General features: G+C 70.1%; 12 protein-coding genes and 2 tRNA genes. 10 read left to right on the top strand and 4 right to left on the bottom strand.

The window, feature by feature from the left end; all coding sequences use genetic code 11:
* The first annotated feature begins 157 nt into the window (after positions 1 to 157).
* The 4 genes from ACQEUX_RS20125 (at position 158) to ACQEUX_RS20110 (ending at position 7,161) form a co-directional block, all read left to right on the top strand.
* A complete protein-coding gene (locus ACQEUX_RS20125) occupies positions 158 to 3,016 on the top strand; it encodes a PQQ-dependent sugar dehydrogenase (RefSeq protein ID WP_433050504.1) in 2,859 nt (952 codons plus the stop codon).
* A gap of 75 nt (positions 3,017 to 3,091) precedes the next feature.
* Positions 3,092 to 5,206, top strand: a complete 2,115-nt coding sequence (locus tag ACQEUX_RS20120) for a ThuA domain-containing protein (protein ID WP_433050501.1) — start codon at positions 3,092 to 3,094, stop codon at positions 5,204 to 5,206.
* 232 nt (positions 5,207 to 5,438) lie between these two features.
* The gene (locus tag ACQEUX_RS20115) at positions 5,439 to 5,942 is read left to right on the top strand and encodes a sensor histidine kinase (protein WP_433050498.1); all 504 of its coding nucleotides are present in this window, start codon (positions 5,439 to 5,441) and stop codon (positions 5,940 to 5,942) included.
* A 211-nt stretch (positions 5,943 to 6,153) separates the two neighbouring features.
* Positions 6,154 to 7,161, top strand: a complete 1,008-nt coding sequence (locus ACQEUX_RS20110; protein WP_030488695.1) for a sugar phosphate isomerase/epimerase family protein — start codon at positions 6,154 to 6,156, stop codon at positions 7,159 to 7,161.
* Positions 7,162 to 7,225: 64 nt separating this feature from the next.
* Here the strand turns inward: ACQEUX_RS20110 and ACQEUX_RS20105 are convergent, their stop codons facing one another.
* Complete coding sequence (locus tag ACQEUX_RS20105) at positions 7,226 to 7,630, bottom strand: hypothetical protein (protein WP_433050494.1); 405 nt, start codon at positions 7,628 to 7,630, stop codon at positions 7,226 to 7,228.
* 294 nt (positions 7,631 to 7,924) lie between these two features.
* On the opposite strand from ACQEUX_RS20105, the gene ACQEUX_RS20100 reads away from it, so the two are divergent.
* The 6 genes from ACQEUX_RS20100 (at position 7,925) to ACQEUX_RS20075 (ending at position 14,334) form a co-directional block, all read left to right on the top strand.
* Positions 7,925 to 7,997, top strand: a tRNA-Asn gene (locus tag ACQEUX_RS20100).
* 159 nt (positions 7,998 to 8,156) lie between these two features.
* Entirely contained in the window at positions 8,157 to 10,274 is a 2,118-nt protein-coding gene (locus ACQEUX_RS20095) for an MMPL family transporter (protein WP_433050491.1), read from the top strand.
* Positions 10,264 to 11,517: an FAD-dependent oxidoreductase gene (locus ACQEUX_RS20090; RefSeq protein ID WP_433050488.1), complete on the top strand. Its 1,254-nt coding sequence runs from the start codon at positions 10,264 to 10,266 to the stop codon at positions 11,515 to 11,517. The genes ACQEUX_RS20095 and ACQEUX_RS20090 overlap by 11 nt, the downstream gene beginning before the upstream one ends.
* 50 nt (positions 11,518 to 11,567) lie before the next feature.
* Complete coding sequence (locus ACQEUX_RS20085; RefSeq protein ID WP_433050485.1) at positions 11,568 to 12,515, top strand: hypothetical protein; 948 nt, start codon at positions 11,568 to 11,570, stop codon at positions 12,513 to 12,515.
* The gene (locus tag ACQEUX_RS20080; protein WP_433050482.1) at positions 12,512 to 14,194 is read left to right on the top strand and encodes a M16 family metallopeptidase; all 1,683 of its coding nucleotides are present in this window, start codon (positions 12,512 to 12,514) and stop codon (positions 14,192 to 14,194) included. Before ACQEUX_RS20085 ends, ACQEUX_RS20080 begins: the two co-directional genes overlap by 4 nt.
* A 66-nt stretch (positions 14,195 to 14,260) precedes the next feature.
* A tRNA-Ile gene (locus ACQEUX_RS20075) sits at positions 14,261 to 14,334 on the top strand.
* Here the strand turns inward: ACQEUX_RS20075 and ACQEUX_RS20070 are convergent.
* The 3 genes from ACQEUX_RS20070 to ACQEUX_RS20060 all read right to left on the bottom strand — a co-directional run bounded on the left by ACQEUX_RS20070 (position 14,294) and on the right by ACQEUX_RS20060 (position 17,590).
* Positions 14,294 to 15,946, bottom strand: a complete 1,653-nt coding sequence (locus ACQEUX_RS20070; protein ID WP_433056984.1) for a recombinase family protein — start codon at positions 15,944 to 15,946, stop codon at positions 14,294 to 14,296. The two genes, ACQEUX_RS20075 and ACQEUX_RS20070, sit on opposite strands and share 41 nt — an antisense overlap.
* Positions 15,947 to 16,034: 88 nt before the next feature.
* Entirely contained in the window at positions 16,035 to 16,283 is a 249-nt protein-coding gene (locus ACQEUX_RS20065; RefSeq protein WP_433050479.1) for a hypothetical protein, read from the bottom strand.
* Between the two features lie 431 nt (positions 16,284 to 16,714).
* The gene (locus ACQEUX_RS20060) at positions 16,715 to 17,590 is read right to left on the bottom strand and encodes a replication-relaxation family protein (protein WP_433050476.1); all 876 of its coding nucleotides are present in this window, start codon (positions 17,588 to 17,590) and stop codon (positions 16,715 to 16,717) included.
* Between the last annotated feature and the right edge of the window lie 255 nt (positions 17,591 to 17,845).

Raw genomic sequence — 17,845 nt, 5'->3', positions numbered from 1 at the left:
ACATTGACACTCGCAATTTAGTGTCGTGACCAACACCACAATGTTTCGTCGAGGTGAACCGGCGGCGCGGTAACCCATCGACCCACCACCGCTACGGCATCCGGCGCGACGGCGCGCGCCCGGCCTGGCAGTCATTCGTCAGGAAGGGGCAGCACAGATGTCCATGAAGGACGCTCCCAAACATCGATCCCGACGATGGTTCTCCGCCGGATCGGCAGTGTTGCTGGTGGCCGCGGCCGGCACTGTCGCACTCGGCGCCGGCCCGACACCCGCACAGGCGCATCCGATCAACGCGACCGACTTCCAGCAGGTCGAGCTCGCCCGCGGCGTGGCCGACATGGGTGAGCCGATGTCGCTGGCCGTGCTCCCGGACCGCTCCGTCCTGCACACCGCCCGCAACGGCACCCTGCGCCGCACCGACGCCAACGGCACCACCTCCCTGATCGGCACCCTGTCGGTCTACACCCACGACGAGGAGGGGCTGCAGGGCGTCGGGGTCGACCCGGGCTTCGCCACCAACCGGCAGATCTACCTCTACTACGCCCCGCCGCTCTCCACCCCCGGCGGCGACGCGCCGGCCACCGGCACCGACTTCTCGGCCTGGAATGGCGTCAACCGGCTCTCCCGGTTCACCCTCAACGCCGACTTCACGCTCAACCAGGCCAGCAAGGTCGACGTGCTCGACGTGCCGGCCAGTCGCGGCGTGTGCTGTCACGTCGGTGGGGACATCGACTTCGACGCCGCCGGCAACCTCTACCTGTCCACCGGCGACGACACCAACCCGTTCGAATCCTCCGGCTACTCGCCGCTGGACGAGCGGACCAACCGCAACCCGGCGTACGACGCGCAGCGCAGCGCCGGCAACACCAACGACCTGCGCGGCAAGATCCTGCGGATCAAGGTGAACGCGAACGGGACGTACTCCATCCCGACGGGCAACCTCTTCGCGCCCGGCACGGCCAGGACACGGCCGGAGATCTACGCGATGGGGTTCCGCAACCCGTTCCGGATCAGCGTGGACAAGGCCACCGGCGTCGTCTACGTCGGTGACTACGGCCCGGACGCCGGCTCCACCAGCTCCACCCGGGGGCCGTCCGGCCAGGTCGAGTTCAACCGGGTCGCGGCGCCGGGCAACTACGGCTGGCCGTACTGCACCGGCACCAACACCACCACCGAGACGTACAACGAGTGGGACTTCGCCACCAACACCAGCGGTGCGAAGTACAACTGCACCGGCGGGCCGACCAACAACTCGTTCCGCAACACCGGCCTGACCACTCTGCCGGCCGCCCAACCGGCCTGGATCCGCTACGCCGGTGACGCGGGCACCCCGACGGAGTTCGGCGGCGGCTCCGAGTCCCCGATGGGCGGCCCGGTCTACCGGTACAACGCCTCGTCGACGTCGACGACCAAGTTCCCGCAGTCGTTCGACGGCCAGTTCTTCGCCACCGAGTTCGGCCGAGGCTGGATCAAGCCAATCCACGTCAACTCCGACGGCTCCCGGGGCACCATCGACACCTTCCCCTGGGTCGGCAAGCAGGTGATGGACTCCGCGTTCGGCCCGGACGGCGCCTACTACGTGCTCGACTACGGCACCGGCTACTTCAACGGCGACGCCAACTCGGCGCTCTACCGCTTCGACTACGTCGGCGGCGGCAACCGGGCACCGACCGCGGTGGCCAGCGCCAACCGGACCTCCGGTGCGGCCCCGCTCGCGGTGACCTTCTCCTCGGCCGGCTCGTCCGACCCCGAGGGCGGCGCGCTGACCTACTCGTGGGCCTTCGGTGACGGAACCACCTCGACCGCGGCCAACCCGTCGAAGACCTACACCGCCAACGGCACCTACACCGCCACGCTGACGGTGCGCGACCCGCAGGGCGCCACCGGCAGCAGCAGTGTGCAGATCAACGTCGGCAACACCGCGCCCACGGTGACCATCAACAACCCCGGCAACGGCCAGCTGTTCAGCTTCGGCGACACCGTGCCGTTCAGCATCACGGTGACCGACCCGGAGGACGGCACGATCGACTGCACGAAGGTCAAGATGACCTACGTGCTCGGGCACGACCAGCACGGGCACCAGATCACCTCGCAGACCGGCTGCTCGGGCACGATCACCATCCCGGTCGACGGTGAGCACGACGACGCGGCGAACATCTTCGCGATCTTCGACGCCGAGTACACCGACGCCGGTGGGCTGACGACGCACACCCAGCACACGCTGCCACCACGGCACCGGCAGGCCGAGTTCTACGGCACCTCGTCCGGGATCAACGTGTTCAGCAAGACCCCGGCCGAGGGCGGCAAGACCGTCGGCGACATCAACAACGGTGACTGGATCGCGTTCCAGCCGTACCGGCTGGGCAACGTGACCTCGTTCAACGCCCGGGTCTCCTCGGCGGGCGCGGGCGGCACCCTCCAGGTCCGCGCGGGCTCGGCCACCGGCACGGTGCTCGGCTCGGCCACGGTCCCGGTGACCGGCGGCTGGGAAACCTTCACCACGGTCACCGGCACGATCACCAACCCGCCGACCGGCACGACCACCCTCTACCTGACATTCGCCGGGTCGGGCACCGGGGCGCTCTACGACCTGGACGCGTTCACCTTCGTCACCGGTACGCCACCGACCGGTGGGGCTGGGCCGATCAAGGGTCTGGGCGGAAAGTGCCTGGACGTGCGCAACGCCGCCACCGCCGACGGCACCCAGATCCAGATCTACACCTGCAACGGCAGTACGGCGCAGAACTGGACGGTCACCCCGAACTCCACGATCAGGTCATTGGGCAAGTGCCTGGACGTGTCGGGTGCTGGCACCGCCGACGGCACCAAGATCCAGCTCTGGACCTGCAACGGGACCGGGGCGCAGAACTGGGCCGCGCAGGCCGACGGCACGGTACGCAACGCGGCGTCCGGCAAGTGCCTCGACGTCTCCGGCAACAACTCCGCCGACAGCACGGTGGTCCACCTGTGGACCTGCGTCGCCGGCGCCGCCAACCAAAAGTGGATCCTGCCCTGAGCTGACAGGAGGGGCTCCTCGGCAACGCCTAGAGTGGTGCGAGGGGCCCCTCCTAACCGCAATTAGGAGAGCGATATGCGCAGACTCCTGCGACCCGTCCTCGGTGCGGCCATGGCCGCCCTCGCCGTCATCGCCTGCACCACCCCGGCCAGCCCGGCCAGCGCCGCCGACGCCCCGTACGACGTGCTGGTCTTCTCCAAGACCGCCGGCTTCCGGCACGACGCGATCCCGGTCGGCATCCAGACCATCCGCGACCTGGGCGCGGCGAACAACTTCACCGTCACCGCCACGGAGGACGCCGCCGCGTTCACCACCGCCAACCTCGCCCAGTACGAGGCGGTCGTCTTCCTCAACACCACCGGCGACGTGCTCAACGCCACCCAGCAGACCGCCTTCGAGTCGTACATCGGCTCGGGTCGCGGGTACGTGGGTGTGCACGCCGCCGCCGACACCGAGTACGACTGGCCGTTCTACGGCAACCTGGTGGGCGCGTGGTTCGCCTCGCACCCGGCGATCCAGCAGGCCAACATCAAGGTGGAGGACCGGGGGCACGCGTCGACCGCGCACCTGCCGCAGACCTGGACCCGCACCGACGAGTGGTACAACTACCGGACCAACGCCCGGTCGACCGCCCACGTGCTGACCACGCTGGACGAGTCGTCGTACTCCGGTGGCGGGATGGGCGCCGACCACCCGCTCACCTGGTGCAAGAGCTACGGCGGCGGCCGCTCCTTCTACACCGGCGCCGGGCACACCCAGGCGTCGTACGCGGAGCCGGCGTTCCGGGCCCACCTGCTCGGCGGCATCCGGTACGCCTCCGGTCGGAGCAAGGCCGACTGCCGGCCCGAGACCGGCTACACGCCGATCTTCAACGGCTCGACGACCGGCTGGTCGCAGGCCGGCCCGGGCAGCTTCACCAACTCCGACGCCACCCTGACCTCGGTGGGCGGCATGGGGCTGTTCTGGTACAACGCGAAGCAGTACACCAACTACTCGCTGAAGCTGGACTGGAAGCTGGCCGGCGACGACAACTCCGGCATCTTCATCGGTTTCCCGCCGTCCAGTGACCCGTGGTCCGCGGTCGACAACGGCTACGAGATCCAGATCGACGCCACCGACGCCGCCGATCGCACGACCGGGTCGGTCTACACCTTCAAGTCCGCCGACACCGCGGCGCGCGACGCGGCGCTCAACGCACCGGGGGAGTGGAACACCTACGAGCTGCTGGTCGAGGGTGAGCGTCTGCAGATCTTCCTCAACGGGGTGAAGATCAACGACTTCACCAACACCAACCCGGTCCGTTCGCTGGCCGGTCACATCGGCATCCAGAACCACGGCACCGGTGACGACGCCTCGTTCCGCAACATCCGGATCAAGGAGCTGGGCACCACGCCGCCGCCGACCGGGAACACCACGGTCCAGGCCGAGGCGTTCAGCTCGGCCAACGGGGTCACCCCGTTCACCAAGGCGGGCGCCAACGGTGGGCAGACCATCGGCTACATCGACCCGGGTGACTGGGCCGCGTACAACGGTGTGAACCTGACCGGGGTCACCTCGTTCACGTCCCGGGTCGTCTCGGGTGGCGCCGGCGGCACCATCCAGGTGCGCACCGGTTCGGCCACCGGCCCGGTGCTCGGCTCGGTCGCGGTGCCGAACACCGGCAGCTGGACGACCTTCGCCAACGTCACCACCGCCCTGTCCGGCGTCCCGTCCGGCACCCAGAACCTCTACCTCACCTTCACCGGTAGTGGCACGGGGCTCTTCGACGTGGACGACTTCACCCTGGTCAAGGGGAGTGGTGGCACTCCCGGTGTCGGCCCGATCAAGGGTCTGGCCGGCAAGTGCCTGGACGTGCGCAGCGGCGGCACCGCGGACGGCACCCAGATCCAGATCTACACCTGCAACGGCGGTACGGCGCAGACCTGGACCGTGACGCCGAACTCGACGATCAAGGCGCTCGGCAAGTGCCTGGACGTGTCGGGCAGCGGCACCGCCGACGGAACCAAGATCCAGCTCTGGACCTGCAACGGCACCGGTGCGCAGAACTGGGCGGCCCAGGCCGACGGCACTCTGCGCAACCCGTCGTCGGGCAAGTGCCTGGACGTCTCCGGGAACAACTCGGCGGACAGCACCGTCGTGCACCTCTGGACCTGCCTGGGCGCGGCCAACCAGAAGTGGACGCTGCCCTGACCGATTGAGTCCTGGGGCTGCCCCGCCGGGCGTGCCCTGACCGGCGAGGTGCGGTCATCCCCGTAAGCGCGATGCCTCTGAGTCATATTGATGACTCAGAGGCATCGTGTTCTCGGCACTCACACCGACCCGCCGACAACCCGGGGCCGCCGGTCGGCGTGGCACCCACAGACCCGGCGGCAGTCGGGACGCCGCAGATCGGCTCACAGCCGGCTGCCGTACCTTGACCTGCATGGGGCGGTTCGCGCAGTGGCGCGGGATGGTGCTGGCGCAGGGGCACCGACTGCGCGATGCGCTGCGCCCGCCCGACGAACCTGACGATCCGTTCGAGCCGGCACCCAGCCTCAATCGCCTCGACGCGCTGGTGGAGGGCTTCGCCGCGGGCCAGCCGGTGCGCTGGAGCCTGGCCGGGCAGCCCCGGCCGCTGCCCGGCCCGGTCGACGTCGTGGCGTACCGGATCATCGAGGAGTCGCTGACCAACGCGTGTCGGCACGCCCCGGGCGCGCCGGTCGCGGTCCGCCTGCGCTACGACGCCACGGGCATCACCATCGAGGTACGCGACGAGGGCGCTGGTCCCGCGCCGGCAGGCGGGGCCACCCAGGGCGCCGGGCGGGGTCTGCTCGTCGTACGCGGGCGCGTGGAGCGGCTCGGCGGCACGTTCTCCGCCGGCCCGCGCGCCGGTGGCGGCTTCACCGTACGTGCCGTCCTGCCCGCCCCCGAGGAGATGGCCGAATGATCAACCGGCTGCGGGGCTTTCGCGATGGGGTGTCGCGGAAATAGGGTGGGGGCGGCGACCGTGCTGGTGGCCGGTGACCCGGTGGGAGGCGCAACCCGCCGGGCCCAGGTGTGTTCCGCACCCACCGGTGACCACCCCGACGCCACGTACGCCCAGTCACCCTCGCCCTGGTCCGCACAGGGAATCCCCATGACAACAGGGGAGAAGGACAATGGCGCGACCCATCACGCTCTTCACCGGCCAGTGGGCCGACCTGCCGTTCGAGGAGGTCTGCCGGCTCGCCTCCGAGTGGGGCTACGACGGCCTGGAGATCGCCTGCTGGGGCGACCACTTCGAGGTCGACAAGGCGCTCGCCGACGACTCGTACGTCGAGCGCAAGCGGGAGACCCTCGCGAAGCACAACCTCGAGGTCTTCACGATCTCCAACCACCTGGTCGGTCAGGCGGTCTGTGACCACCCGATCGACGAGCGGCACCAGGACATCCTGCCCGGTCGGATCTGGGGTGACGGGGAGCCCGAGGGGGTTCGCCAGCGGGCCGCCGAGGAGATCAAGGACACCGCGCGGGCGGCCGCGAAGCTCGGGGTGAAGACGGTCGTGGGCTTCACCGGTTCGTCGATCTGGCACACCCTCGCGATGTTCCCGCCGGTCCCGCCGTCGATGATCGAGCGCGGCTACCAGGACTTCGCCGACCGGTGGAACCCGATCCTCGACGTGTTCGACGAGGTGGGGGTGCGGTTCGCGCACGAGGTGCACCCCAGCGAGATCGCGTACGACTACTGGACGACGAAGCGGACGTTGGAGGCGATCGGCAACCGGCCCGCGTTCGGGCTGAACTGGGACCCGTCGCACTTCGTCTGGCAGGAACTGGACCCGGTGAACTTCATCTTCGACTTCGCCGACCGGATCTACCACGTGGACTGCAAGGACGCGAAGGTGCGTACCGGGGACGGCCGGCGTGGTCGGCTCGCCTCGCACCTGCCCTGGGCGGACCTGCGTCGCGGGTGGGACTTCGTCTCCACCGGGCATGGCGACGTGCCCTGGGAGGACTGCTTCCGCGCGTTGAACGCGATCGGGTACACCGGCCCGATCTCGGTCGAGTGGGAGGACGCCGGAATGGACCGGCTGGTCGGTGCCCCGGAGGCGTTGCAGTTCGTCCGCCGGCTCGCCTTCGACGCCCCGAGCGCCGCCTTCGACGCGGCGTTCAGCAGCAAGGACTGACCGCACCCCGGACAGACCACGGGCCGGTCGCCCTGCGGCGGCCGGCCCGTCGACGTGCGATCGGTCAGAGCGTGCTGGCGTTCGTGCCCGAGCCGGACGGCTTGGTGCGGGGGTTGGTGGACGACGGCGACCCGGAGGTCGTGCCGACCGTGTGGGTGCCCGCCTTGGCGCCCACGGTGGCGGGCGTGCCGGCGAACGCGTCGTCGGCGGCGGTCAGCTCCTGCTTGCCGGTGCTGCCGTTGCCGGTGCCCAGCTTCTCGCCCAGCTTGGTCTGGCCGAGCTTGTCCTTGCCCTCGCTGTAGAGCTTGTTGGCCTGGGCCTGAGCGACCCCGGCCGCTTCCTGGACGGTCGGGTGGTCGAGCACCTTGCGGCCCCGGACCACGAGCTCTTCGTACTTCTCCCGGCCGGCACGGGCGCCCAGGACGAATCCCGCAGCCAGCCCGCCAAGAAACATGATCTTTCCGCGCATGGCGGCTCCTTCCGTACCTGACGCGCCGTCGCTCCGGCGAGTTGTCCCGTCGGAAGCGACCAATTCGCGCCTGCGTCCTCTGTCCGCAGCTAACTACCCATCCTGCTCCCCGCTCAAGCATGCTTGTGCCGGGATGGCGATTTACCCTAATTGTCGATGCGTCCCGGACGCTGACCTGCGCGTCTTGATCATTGTGGGGGTGGGGCGTAACCCACTGGACCGCCACCGGGGAATGTCCTGTACTCTTGTCCCGTCGCACGGCGCCGGCGAGAACCGGGGTCGCGCGGTGCACGGTCCCCTGTAGCTCAATTGGCAGAGCAGCCGGCTGTTAACCGGCAGGTTATTGGTTCGAGTCCAATCGGGGGAGCTTCTCCACCCAGCGCCCGTCGGCAGTACGCCGACGGGCGTTTTCGTGCGCGTGGCCCCGGTTTCGCCCTCCCGCGACGCACTCGCCCGGCAGGATGGTCGATGTCGACCTAGACTCCCGCTGCGTCGATTTATGCGTCGATCCTTGAGGTGAGTACGGATGGCCGGACGAGGCGGCAGGGCCACGCTGATCGCGGTGGCGGTCGTGCTCGCCTGGCTGGTGATCGGCGGCGTGGCCGGGCCGTACGCCGGGCGCCTCAGCGAGGTCGCCACCAACGACAACGCCGCCTTCCTGCCCACCGACGCCGAGGCGACCCGCGCCCAGGACCTCGCCGGCCGGTTCGTCGAGCGGCAGACCATCCCGGCTCTGGTCGTCTACGAGCGCCCCTCCGGAATCACCGACGCGGACAGGCAGCGGGTCAGCGCCGACGCCGCCCGGTTCGCCCAGCTGCCCGGCGTGGTCACCCCGCTGCCCCCGCCCATCCCCAGCGAGGACGGCCAGGCACTCCAGGTCGTCGTGCCGGTGGACGACGCCGACGGGGAGCGGATCGGCTCGGTCGTCGAACAGTTACGCGACATCACCGGCGGTGACCGGGACGGATTGACCGTGGACGTCTCCGGACCGGCCGGCCTGCTCGCCGACCTGATCGAGGTGTTCTCCGCCATCGACGGGCCACTGCTGCTGGTCACCCTGGTCGTGGTGCTGATCATCCTGCTGGTCGTCTACCGCAGCCCGGTGCTCTGGATCTTTCCGCTGCTGTCCGCCGGGATGTCGTACGCGCTCGCCTCGATCTTCGTCTACCTGCTCGCCGACGCCGACGTGGTCAAACTCAACGGGCAGGCCCAGGGCATCCTCACCGTGCTCGTCTTCGGCGCCGGCACCGACTACGCGCTGCTGCTGATCGCCCGCTACCGGGAGGAGCTGCACCGCCACGACCGCCCCTGGGACGCCATGCGAACGGCGTGGAAGGGCGCCGCCCCGGCCATCATCGCCTCCGGCGGCACGGTCATCCTGAGCCTGCTCTGCCTGCTGCTGTCCAGCCTCAACTCCAACCGGGCGCTCGGCCCGGTCGCCGCCATCGGCATCGCCGCCACCCTGCTGGTGATGCTCACCTTCTTGCCCGCGCTGCTGCTGCTCGGCGGCCGGTGGGCGTTCTGGCCCCGCCGCCCACGGGAGGACCAGGCCGACCCACGGGCCGAGCACGGCATCTGGAGCCGAATCGCCGGCTTCGTGGCCCGGCACGCCCGACCGATCTGGCTGAGCACCGCGGTCGTGCTGGCCCTCCTCACGCTCGGTCTCACCCAGCTCGGCGCCACCACCCTCGGCCAGTCCGACCTGTTCACCCAACGCACCGACTCGGTGGACGGCCAGGAGGTGATCTCCCGGCACTACCCGGCCGGCACCGGCAGCCCGGCCATCATCTTCACCACCGAGCAGACCGCCCGGCAGGTGGCCCAGGTGGCGCAGGGCGTACCCGGCGTCGCCGAGGTCCGCCCGCTCACCGCCGGCCCCCAGACCGGCCCACCCGACCCGAACGCCGCACCGAAGGTCGTCGACGGGCGGGTGCAACTGGAGGCGACCCTGGCCGACCCACCCGACAGCGACGGCGCCGAGCGGACCATCCGCGAACTGCGGGGCGCCGTACACCAGGTGCCCGGCGCGGACGCGGTGGTCGGCGGCTTCACCGCGATCGACGTGGACACCTCGGACGCCGCCAAGCGCGACCAGAACGTCATCATCCCGGTGGTGCTGGTGGTCATCGCGGTCATCCTGGCCCTGCTGCTGCGCGCCCTGCTCGCCCCGTTGCTGCTGATCGCCACCGTCCTGCTCAGCTTCGCGGCGACCCTCGGCCTCTGCGCCCTGCTGTTCCGCCACGTCTTCGACTTTCCCGGCGTGGACTCGTCGTTCCCGCTGTTCGCGTTCGTCTTCCTGGTCGCACTCGGCATCGACTACAACATCTTCCTGATGAGCCGGGTCCGGGAGGAGTCGGTCAAGCGTGGCACCCGGGCCGGTGTGCTCGCCGGCCTCGCCGTCACCGGCGGGGTGATCACCTCCGCCGGCATCGTGCTCGCCGCGACGTTCTCCGCGCTGGCCGTCCTGCCGCTGGTGGTGCTGGTCGAGCTGGGCACCGCGGTCGCGATCGGCGTACTGATCGACACGATCATCGTCCGGTCGCTGCTGGTGCCGGCACTCGCGTACGACATCGGGCCGAAGATCTGGTGGCCGGGCCGGATGGCCCGGGCGAACGGCGAGCGGGAGGCGCGCGGTGCTCGCTGAGACCGACGTGGTCATCGTCGGCGGCGGCCTGGCCGGCCTCGCCGCCGCCCGCCGGCTGCACCGCGCCGGCGTGCCCTGGCGGCTGCTGGAGGCCGGCAGCCGGCTCGGCGGTCGGGTCGCCACCGACGTCGTCGACGGCTACCTGATCGATCGCGGCTTCCAGGTGCTCAACACCGCCTACCCCCGACTCGGCACGATGCTCGACACCGGCCGCCTCACCCTCGGGTACTTCACCTCCGGGGTGCTGGTGCGCAGGGGCGACGACCTGCTGCGGCTGGTCAACCCACTGCGGGAGCCGACCGGAGGGCCGCGCACCGCGCTCGCCGGGGTCGGCTCGCTGCTCGACCGGCTACGCTTCGCCGCGCTCGCCACCGGCTGCGCCACCCTGCCCACGTCCCGGCTGCTCGCCGCGCCGGAGACCAGCACCGAGACGGCGCTGCGCCGCGCCGGCCTCTCCGACGCGATCATCGAGGAGCTGCTGCGGCCGTTCCTGTCCGGGGTGTTCATCGACCGGGAGCTGGCCACCTCCAGTCACGTCCTGGCGATGGTGCTGCGCTCCTTCGCCCGGGGCCGGATCGGCCTGCCCGCCGAGGGGATGGCCGCGTTGCCCAGGGCCGTCGCCGCCCCGCTGCCGGCCGCCCTGCTCGACCTGGACACCCCGGTCGCGGAGGTCGCCCCCGGCCGGGTCCGCACCCAGGCCGGCGACATCCGTTGCCGCGCCGTCGTGGTCGCCGTCGACCCACCCGCCGCGTCCGCGCTGCTTCCGGCCCTGGCCACGGTACGCATGCACAGCTACACCACCTACTACCACAGCGCACCCGAGCCGCCGCTGAGCGAACCGATCCTGCTCGTCGACGGCGACCGGCGGGAGATCGTGGCGAACACGGTGGTGCTCAGCAACGCCGCCGCAACGTACGCACCCGCCGGACGGCACCTGGTGGCCACCTCCGTGGTCGGCCCGACGGCCCCGCCCGAGCCGACCGTACGGGCCGAGTTGACCCGGCTGTACGGATGTTCCACCGCCGACTGGACCCACCTCACCACCGTCGCCGTGCCGCAGGCACTCCCGGCCGCGCCCCCGCCGCAGGGACGGCTGCGTAAGCCGGTGGCGCTGGGGGAGGGCCTGTTCGTGGCCGGTGACCACCGGGACAGCCCATCCATCCAGGGCGCTCTCGCCAGCGGCTGGCGCGCCGCCGGAGCCGTGCTGGACGAGCTGCGAACGGCGTCGACCAGCGACGGATGACCGGAAAAGCGGGACGCCGCAGCCGTAGTTGATCACCTATGATCCCCGCCATGCCCGCCCCTCTCCCGGCCCCCACGTTCGACGCCGGTGCCGCGTACCCCGAGGTCAACGACCTGCGTAAGGCGCTGGACGCCGCCGACTGGCCCGCCGTGCAGGCGCTGTTCGCCGACCGCGACCCCGCCGTCCGGACGCTGCTGGTCGCGGCGGCCGGCGAGCAGGAAGGGACCGAGCCGTTTCTGCGGCGGGTGTACGACGACGACCCCACCGACGCCCTCGCCGGCACGCTGCTCGGCAACTGCCTCATCCGCACCGGCTGGCGGATCCGCAGCGGTGCCCGGGCCCAGCACGTCAGCCGGAACCAGTTCGACCAGTTCCACGACCACCTGCGGCGGGCCGAACAGGTACTCATCGACGTCACCGCCCGGCACGAGGACGACGCGGCGGCCTGGACGCAACGGATCACCCTCGCCCGGGGTCTGGAACTGGGGCAGAACGAGACGCGTCGCCGTTACGACCGCCTCGCCCGACATCACCCACACCACCTGCCCGCCCAGGCCAGCCTGCTCCAGCAGCTCTGCCCAAAGTGGAGCGGCGACTGGGAGCGGGCCTTCGCCTTCGCCCGCGAGTGCGCCCAGACCGCGCCCGACGGGGCACCCAACGCCGTGCTGATCGCCGAAGCGCACATGGAACGCTGGCTGGACTTCGACAGCCACCAGGAGCAGACGGACTACCTGCACAGCGTGCGGGTGGCGAACGAGATCATGCAGGCCGGGCGACGTTCCGTGTTGCACCCCGACTACGTCGACCGAGCGGACTGGGTCTGGGTCCGCTCGACGTTCGCGGTGATGTTCAGCGTGACCGGCCAGTGGTCCGCCGCCGCGAACCAGTTCACCGCGCTCGGCAACCTGGGCACGGAATACCCCTGGGGCTACGTCGGCGGAGCCGACGGCTTCACGAAGTACCGCGCCGAGGCATACGCGAAGGGTGGCCTGTCATGATCCAGCACCTGGACGTGGACGGCGTACCCACGCTGCTCGCCCCCACCGGCGGGCCGATGCACGCCGGGTTGACCTTCCGGGTCGGCACCGCCGACGAGACGCTCGCCCGCGCCGGCATCACCCACCTCATCGAGCACCTCGCGCTCGCACCGCTCGGTCTCGCCGACTACCACGTCAACGGCGCGACCGCTCCCGCGTTCACCACGTTCCACACCCAGGGCTCCGAGGCGGACATCGCGGGATTCCTCACCGCTGTCTGCGGGCACCTCTCCGACCTGCCGGCAGCGCGGCTGGACGTCGAGAAGGAGATCCTGCGCACCGAGTGGAGCAGCCGGGGCGCCGTCGCGATCGACGAGATCCCGCTCTGGCGCTACGGCGCCCGGGACTTCGGCCTGAGCAGCTACCCCGAGTGGGGGCTGAGCGCACTCACCGCCGACGACCTGCGCGAGTGGACGGCCCGCTGGTTCACCCGGGAGAACGCGGTGCTCTGGATCGCCGGTGACCGGGTGCCCGCCGGGCTGCGCCTCCCGCTGCCCACCGGCGTCCGCCAGCCGGTGCCGGTGGCCTCGTCGGCGCTGCCGCAGACCCCGGCGTACTTCGTCAGCGGCGCCCGGGCCGTGGTGCTCGACTCCGTGGTGCGGCGGCGAACCGCCGCCAGTGTCTTCGCCGGGGTGCTGGAGCGCGAGCTGTACCGGTCGCTTCGCCAGGACGCCGGCCTGTCCTACACCACCACCACGGGGTACGAGCCGCGTGGCGACGGGTACGCGTCGCTGTGGGCACTCGCCGACGCGCTGGCGGAGAAGCAGGACGCCGTGCTCGGCGGCTTCGTCGACGTCCTCGCCAAGCTGCGGGTCGGGCGGATCGAGCAGGCGGACCTCGACGCCACCGTCGCCAAGCGGGAGGACTTCCTCGGCACCGCGGAGGTGGACGCCGCTCGGCTGCCGTCGTACGCCCTCAACGTGCTGACCGGGCAGCCGAACCCCAGCATCGACGAGCACCGGGCCGAGCTGAAGACCGTCGACCTCGCCGACCTGCACGAGGTGGCCGGGGAGATGACGGCGTCGGCACTCCTCATGGTGCCCGGCGGGCACACCGCCGACTGGGCCGGCTTCGTCGCCGCACCCATCCACTCCGCCGACACCGTGGAAGGCACCACCTACCGGGCGAAGGAGGGTGCCGGCGGGATCCGCATCGGCACGGACGGTGTGACCTACCTGCGGGCAGAGGGACCGTTGACCGTCCGTTACGACGACTGCTCCGCCATGCTCGCCTGGCCCGACGGCGCGCGACAACTGATCGGCGCGGACGCCATCGTGCTGCACATCGAGCCCACCATGCTCGAGTTGCCCCCGGGGACGATCCAGGCCATCGACACCGGGGTGCCGGCCGACCGGCACGTCACCATGCCGACCCGCACACCGGACCAGATTCCGCAGCCCAGGCCCATCGTCCGCCCCGCCGAGCCCGCCGGACGCTCCTGGTGGGAGATCCCGGCGATGGTGCTCAGCGGGCTGGGCACCCTGCTGATGGGCGGCCTCTGCCTGCTGCTGACCATCGGCATGTTCGCCGCCGACAGCGAGCCGGATGACACATGGTTCTGGGGCGTCATCGCGGTCGGCTGGGTGCTCACTGTTATCCTCGCGTTGCCCATCGTGCTGCTCAAGCGACGGCGGCGGTGATGAGGTGGGGCCGGATCGCTGCTGGCCCGTGATCCACCGGGCGGGTTAAGATCCGGCGCGGTGTCAGGGGCGGTAGCTCAGCCGGTTAGAGCAGGGGACTCATAATCCCTCGGTCGCGGGTTCGAGTCCCGCCCGCCCCACCGACCGCACCATTGTGCGAACCGGTGGTACTCCTGAAGTGCCCTCGTCCGTTTCGGGCGGGGGCATTGTCGTGTCGGTGGGGATCTTGAACACGGGTACGACTCCCTGGTCGGTGAGTTGGACTTCGGCGATGAGCGTTTCGATGGCGGCTTTGCGTTCGGTGGCGGTGCCGCTGGTCATGATGGCGCTGAGGTGGTCGCGGATGCGGGCGACGGTGCCGGGCGGCGGGGGCTCGGGCTGGGCGGTCAGGCCGGCGTCGAGTTCGGTGTGCCGGGCCTGGAGTTGGGCCAGTCGCTGGCGGAGTTCGCGGATGCGTGGTCCGGCGGTGGCGTCATCCATGGTGCCGTTCTCGAACGCCGCGTGATACCGGTCGATCGCGTTCTCGGTGCTGGTGATCTGGTGGGCGATGGCGGTGAGTTCGGCCCGCCGGTCGTCGCTGGTGGTGTCGTGTTGGGCGTGGGCGCGGTCGATCATGGCGGCGAGGACGGGTTCGGCGGTGGTGTAGAAGTCGAGCAGGGCCCGCAGGATCATGTGGTCGAGGTCGTCGGCGGGGAGCCGGGGTGCGGTGCAGGTGGCGTGTTTGCCGTAGCGGGTGCGGGTGAAGCAGGTGTAGTAGCGGTAGCGGCGGGTCCGGCCTTTAGCGGATGTGCCGATGTAGCGCTGTCCGCACTGCGGACATGTCAACAGGCCGGTGAGGTAGTAGTCCGAGTCGGACATGGCCCGCTGGGTTTGGACGTCGCCTCGGGCGTTGGCGATGTACTGGGCTCGTCGGAAGGTGTCCCGGTCGATAAGTGCGTCGTGGGCGTCGGGGACGAGGATGTCGCGGTAGGCGATGTCCCCGACGTAGGCGGGGTTGTCCAGGATCCGGTTGATGGTGTGTCCGGACCACTTTTTGCCGGTGCGGTTGGGGACGCCGCGGGCGTTCAACTCGGTGGCGATGGCGCGTGTGCCGAGACGGTCGCGCGTGTAGAGGTAAAAGATGTCCCGCAGGATGGGTGCCTCGTCGGGGTGGGGCACCAGGCGTTGGGTGTCGCGGTCGACGAGGTAGCCGTAGGGGCGGTTACCTCCCGCCCATTGGCCTTTGCTGGCTTTCGCGGTCATACCACTCTTCACCCGGTCGATGATCATGTTGCGTTCGAATTCGGCGAACACGGCGAGGAATTGCAGCATCATGCGACCGATCGCACCGCCGGTGTCGACGGGTTCGGTGGCGGAGGCGAATCGCACGTTGGCGGCGTCGAGGGTGGCGGCGAGATCGATGAAGTGAGCGAGGCTTCGACTGAATCGGTCTACTCGGTAAACGAGTAGGACGTCGAACATGCCGGCTTTCGCGGCGTCGAGTGCCTTCTTCAAGCCGGGGCGGTCGGTGGTGGCCCCGGAGGCGTCATCTTCGAATTCGCAGACGATGACCCAGTCGGGGTGGCTCTCGACGTACTTACGCAGGGCGGTGCGTTGGGCGAGCAGGCTGAAGGGCTGGTGCTCGTCGTCGGTGGAGCGCCGGATGTAGATGCACACCCGGCACGGGCCGGTCGACGTGTCGGGCTGGGTGCTCGTGGGGGCACGTCGGCCGCGTCGCTTCGGTGCGCTGGTGGGGGTGGGCTTGCCTGACATGAGGGTGGTTCCTCCGTGCGGGGTTGGGGTGGCTCGGCCGACGGGCGGCCCACGCGCGGGTGGGCCGCCCCGGTGTCGGGCGAGGGTTTCAGGCGGCGAGGTCGGGGTGTTCGCGCCAGAACTGGTTGAGTAGGACGGCGAGGGCTTCGGCGGCGTTGTCGAGGTCTTCGGCGGTCATGGGAATGGTTTCGACGCGTGCGATACGCATCGGAATCGTCGTTTCCTTTCCGCCGGTTGAGGTGGTTCTCGCACCGCCGTTATTGGTGGCGGTACCGGAATGCGGATCGTCAGGATAGCTCCGGACGGCATTTTCGTCGTCATGGGGCGCGGTGGCCACGGTCCTCCGAAAAGCGTGTGTCGCTGCTGGGGTCGGAGTCCTTCGTTCATGCGGTTTCCTTTCCTACGCGAATGCGCGAATGCGAATGCGCGCGATGATCCGATTGATGTGGAAAAGCCCACTGGAGGCGGTCACGGCTGCCTGGCGTGAGGGGCGCGGACGATAGCTCGCAGCGCTGTCACCGGCAGACGATTCGGACTGTCAGCGACTCGCGACAACTCACGCAGGGGTCGGAGAGCGGCTGACAGTTTCGAAGGCTTGCTGTCGTGGCGAGAGCAGAGGTACCGTCCGCCCTTCCTCGACGGAGAAAGGCGCGGACAGTTACCGCTCGCACGCGCGCCGCGGGGCCGCCTGGTCAACGGCGGGATGGCCCTTGTCGCCGCCTGTGTGGGCGCGTGTCCGGTCACCGGGGATGGGTCCGCCGCTGTGGGTCAGCCGGCCTGCTTGGTGCGGCTGCCTCCGACAGGGAGGTCGGCCAAACGCATCGACGCCCCGCGGTAGCGGTGCAGCCACCACATCGCCTCGGCCGGGGTGACGCCGGTGACCTCGGCGTGCACGGCGGTAGCCACCGGGTAGATGGTCCCGGCGGCGGCGAGTTCCTGATGCAGGTGCCGCTCCCGCTCCGGGGAGTGCAGCCAGAACAAGACCGGCCAGATCCGGCCGGTGGCGTGCGCGAGTTCCCGGTAGCCGTCGATCTTGTCGACCAGTCGGGAAAGCGGCCGTTCGGTGCCGAGGTCGTACTCCAGGAAGAACGGCACCCTGCGGTCGCCTTCGACCCAGATGCCGTGCCCATCCGGCCGCGACTTCGGCGTATAAGCGCGGGCCGCGACATCGTCGTCGGGCTCGGCGAAGGCCCCCGTCTGCTGGCAACGTCCAGCCGGCCACCAGCGCGTTAACTCGCTGCCGGGATGGGTGCGGGCGTGACCGGCCAGGGCGGTGAAGAAGCCGTTGACCCCGAGCAGATGCGGCAGGTTCGCCCGCCTCGTCAGGTGCCAACGCTTCCGCCGGGCCTGGTCCCTGCGCGGCAGGTCCTCGCCTCGCTGCGCGGCGACGACCTCGACGCCGAGCTGCGCCAGCACGTAGTGGAAGGGGTAGGAACCACCATCGGGCTTCTGCGGCCGGAACCGGTCCACTACCCCCAACTTCTGCATCAGGGCCCGCAGGCGTTCCTGGGCGTAATCGACCGAGGGGAAAAGGGCATTGGCGATCTGGAAGGAGGTGAGAACACCGTGATCGGCCAGCCAACCGAGCAGGACGAGGTCGCGGCCGGTGAGCTGGGACTGCACACGAAGCAGCTGATCAGGCATGCGCCATCACCATCCCAGGGGGGAGAGACCCAGTCGGAGGGTCTGTCGCATCACGACAGACGGCGCTGACAGCGGCCCTGACCTGGGCTGTGAGCCGAACCGAAGGGTCCGTTCGGGGGTCCTGTTGAAGCGGGACGCCAAGTGGGAGAGTCGGCCGGACCCGCAACGGGAGGTCAAGCCCGACTCTGTCAGCGGGAGACGTTGATGATGTGGTAGCCGCCAGCGGCGGCGGTGAACATCGATGCGTGAACAGGG

The sequence above is a fragment of the Micromonospora sp. CA-259024 genome, from assembly GCF_050936255.1.
Lineage (GTDB): Bacteria > Actinomycetota > Actinomycetes > Mycobacteriales > Micromonosporaceae > Micromonospora.
Note: the sequence above shows the minus strand (reverse complement) of the source record. Positions and strands in the feature narration are given on the sequence as shown.

Excerpts from the sequence above, each read along its gene's own strand:
- ACQEUX_RS20070 (WP_433056984.1), bottom strand. The coding sequence starts at position 15,946 with ATGTCAGGCAAGCCCACCCCCACCAGCGCACCGAAGCGACGCGGCCGA.
- ACQEUX_RS20080 (WP_433050482.1), top strand. The coding sequence starts at position 12,512 with ATGATCCAGCACCTGGACGTGGACGGCGTACCCACGCTGCTCGCCCCC.
- ACQEUX_RS20115 (WP_433050498.1), top strand. The coding sequence starts at position 5,439 with ATGGGGCGGTTCGCGCAGTGGCGCGGGATGGTGCTGGCGCAGGGGCAC.
- ACQEUX_RS20125 (WP_433050504.1), top strand. The coding sequence starts at position 158 with ATGTCCATGAAGGACGCTCCCAAACATCGATCCCGACGATGGTTCTCC.
- ACQEUX_RS20105 (WP_433050494.1), bottom strand. The coding sequence starts at position 7,630 with ATGCGCGGAAAGATCATGTTTCTTGGCGGGCTGGCTGCGGGATTCGTC.
- ACQEUX_RS20085 (WP_433050485.1), top strand. The coding sequence starts at position 11,568 with ATGCCCGCCCCTCTCCCGGCCCCCACGTTCGACGCCGGTGCCGCGTAC.
- ACQEUX_RS20110 (WP_030488695.1), top strand. The coding sequence starts at position 6,154 with ATGGCGCGACCCATCACGCTCTTCACCGGCCAGTGGGCCGACCTGCCG.
- ACQEUX_RS20060 (WP_433050476.1), bottom strand. The coding sequence starts at position 17,590 with ATGCCTGATCAGCTGCTTCGTGTGCAGTCCCAGCTCACCGGCCGCGAC.
- ACQEUX_RS20095 (WP_433050491.1), top strand. The coding sequence starts at position 8,157 with ATGGCCGGACGAGGCGGCAGGGCCACGCTGATCGCGGTGGCGGTCGTG.
- ACQEUX_RS20120 (WP_433050501.1), top strand. The coding sequence starts at position 3,092 with ATGCGCAGACTCCTGCGACCCGTCCTCGGTGCGGCCATGGCCGCCCTC.